A 3,087-nucleotide genomic window follows, 5' to 3' on the forward strand; every position below is an offset into this window, starting at 1 on the left:
GCAGGTGCGATGAAGCTGACTGTGTTGGTGACGGTGACACCGCTGGCTAAGCTGGGAACGGGCGCGAAGCTGACAATACCTGTATTTTCATCGTAGACACCGCCGTTGACTCCTGTTAAACCGCGAACGATGGTGTCGGTAATGGTGACGTTTTCGGCTGTGCTGGGGCCGTTGTTGACTGTGGAAATTGTGTAAGTAACTATTTCACCCGGTGCTGCTGCCGTATCCCCGGTTTTGGTGGTAACAACGTCGGCACTAGGTGTCAGAGTTGTGGTGACTGTAGCAAGCGGATCAGTACCGTTGTTGTTCTCAGGAAAAGGATCAGGGGTAGCTGAGGTATTTCTGGCGGTGTTGCTGACGCTGCCGGATGCAGATGCAGGTGCGATGAAGCGGACTGTGTTAATGGCAGGAGGAGCACCGGAAGGCAAGCTGGGAATCGCTGGGAAGGTGACAATCCCAGTATCTGCATTGTAAACACCCTCGTTGGATAGACTAACTATATTTAAACCGGGAACAATGCTGTCGGTAACGGTGACGTTTGCGGCTGTGCTTGGGCCGTTGTTGACTGTCGAAATTGTGTAAGTAACTGTTTCACCCGGTGCTGCTGCTGTAGTCCCGATTTTGGTGGTAACAACGTCGGCAAGAGCAGCAACAATTGTAGTTGAGACTTGAGAGATGGGTTGGGAACTATTGTTGTTACCTAGATCTGGGTCGTAAGTGCTGGAGGTGCTATAGGCACTGTTAGTTAAGGAAGCGCCGACTGTTGCCGGAACTCTTGCGGTGATGGTGCGGGTTTCGCTAGCACCCTTAGCCAGAGTCGGAATCGCCGGCCATATGACAGTTCGCGTTTTGCTGTCTAAAGTACCGCCGTCGGAGGCGCTGACGAAACTTAAGCCTGCGGGCAGGGGATCTTGAATCAGGACGCTTTCGGCGCTGTCTGGCCCGTCGTTATTTGTGGAGGTAATCGTATAGGTAATGGTGCTGTTGGGTGTGGCATAGAGCGGGCCTTTTTTAACAATGGAAACGTCGGCTTTGAGTGCAGGCTCATCTATACTTTGAACGATGACATTGTTAACTTCGTGAATGTTTGTATTTTCCCCTGTCGAACCAGCAAAGCCAAATTTAAAAGTAGGTGGCACTTTTCCATTTATGGGTTCCAAATTTGGTATGTCGAGCAGTGTTTCGCCCGCATCAAATGTGCCACTACCGTCCAAGTCTAAGGCAACTGTCAGACGGTTAGGAAATGTTGGTGAATTCGCTGGAAATAAGGTAATTTGGACGCTTCTTTTGGTATTAGCATACGTGCGACTGGTTGCAGCTATATTATCTATGCCACCGGGAACGACAGTGCTAGTTAAAAAATTATAAGATCTGCTTTCGCTGCCTCTAATTCCTACTGCATCCGGTCGCTGCTCCGGGCCGCCCACACGCCCTCCCGATCCTGATTGACTGGCAGAAAAAAAGCCAAACTCGTCTAATCCGACACCTAAATAACCTCCTTTAATACCCGGTACAATTCCATTCCTATTATTCTGAGCATAGCCGAGAGAGCCGCCAAAGCCTCCCGCTGCTGTTGGCGTAGCTGTTCCGTCAATCAGGAAAAAACTAATGCCATCGGCACCAAGGAGGTCAACATTCGCAGGTTTATACCGGTCAGTACCTCTGTTATAGGCAAAGAAATCAAAGGTAATTCTCAGACCCTCAGTGGCTGAGATGGGGTTATTGTAGATTACAAAAGCTGATTGGTCAAAGGCGTTTGATGTTAATCTCAAAGTACCTTGATCCTCTGGATCGCCAGTCCCTAAAGCAGGAATAACTCCGCTGGGGTTTGGTGTACTACCTGCGGTTAAGCCAGGAGGTGAACCTTCCTTATTATAAATCCAAGGCCCGATCGCTGTTGTATTTTTAAATTCTTCAGCCGCTAAGGTAGCGAGGACTGATGTGTAGCCTTCTATGACTTCTTTTTCAAAGGCTATTTCGGTATTTATTTGTCCTGTAGTAATTTCTAATTCCCAGTCGCCACCTAATGCTGCACTCCCTGTTAGGTTATTGGAAGCAGCAATATTTGCTCCTGTTATTTCACTGAGTTTTTGTATGAATTTAATGCCGGATTCGCCTGCGGCTATGTTACAGCCGTAAAGTAAAATGCTGCCGGATTCGCTAAGGGCTTTTCCCCACTGCTGCAATTGGTTGCTGTAGGTTTCTAGATTATTAATATTAAGTTCCGCCCGGCCGATTTCTACTGCTGCTTCTCGGCCGTGAGAAACTATGTGCAGGCTGGTGATGTTGCTGCGCTGACCCAGAATTTCGGTGATTTGCTCGATTCCATCCCGGGTTCTATCGAGCAAGACTACTTCTGTACCGCATTTCACTCCCCTGAGCAACTCTTGGTAGTTTTCTACTTTTGAATCCACAATTGCTAGATTTTTTCGGCTAGCCGTCTCTGCTTTATGGCTAGCTTGTCTCAAGATTTTAGTTTCCATATTGGTAGATTTCCGTGTTTGTGTAGATGACCAAGTTGACAGATTTGGGATGGTTTTGATTTTTGGTTAATTTGGGTGCTAAATCTAAGCTGCCCATTTTCCTAGATGACGATAAACTTTCAAAGATAAAGCTTTGAAAGTTCTTTATTTATGAGACATAATAGTAACCTATATTTGTCAATTGTGATGTTTGTCAATCATTAGACAGGATTTACTGCGATCGCCCTTGGATGTCCTGATGCGGCCGAGCGCTGCAAATTCTAACATGAATAAGGGGTAACAGCCTTTGTATTAGCGAATATGCTCTCTTTCTGGGAAAAATGATATCAGGTCTAAGGTTAGTTATATGCTAAATTACTTACGGATTTATCAGCATAAGGGGTCTCACCCCTCATGCTGCTGTTCTTAGTCTGGTGACATTGAGGCTGGCTCAGACAGATTGAACCGTAAATATACAGAAAATACTAATTTCCTAAAAATTGGCAGATTTTGACTTTCAGGTGCGATCGCTCTTAAAAGTTGAGAGTACCTGACATCTTGCAGCAATATCAATAAGAGGATTTTTCGTGGGGTCGGGCGGGTTTATAGAACCTATTTGCAAGCT

The 3,087-nt window shown here is 46.4% G+C and carries 1 protein-coding gene; it reads right to left on the reverse strand.

Annotation, left to right across the window (positions count from 1 at the left end; genetic code table 11):
• The coding region (locus tag QUB35_RS38710; RefSeq protein WP_333148345.1) for a DUF4347 domain-containing protein at positions 1-2,483 on the reverse strand (2,483 nt) is incomplete at its 3' end.
• Between the last annotated feature and the right edge of the window lie 604 nt (positions 2,484-3,087).

Origin of the sequence: Microcoleus sp. B13-B6 (assembly GCF_036705405.1) — a bacterium.
In the GTDB taxonomy this organism is placed as follows: domain Bacteria; phylum Cyanobacteriota; class Cyanobacteriia; order Cyanobacteriales; family Microcoleaceae; genus Microcoleus.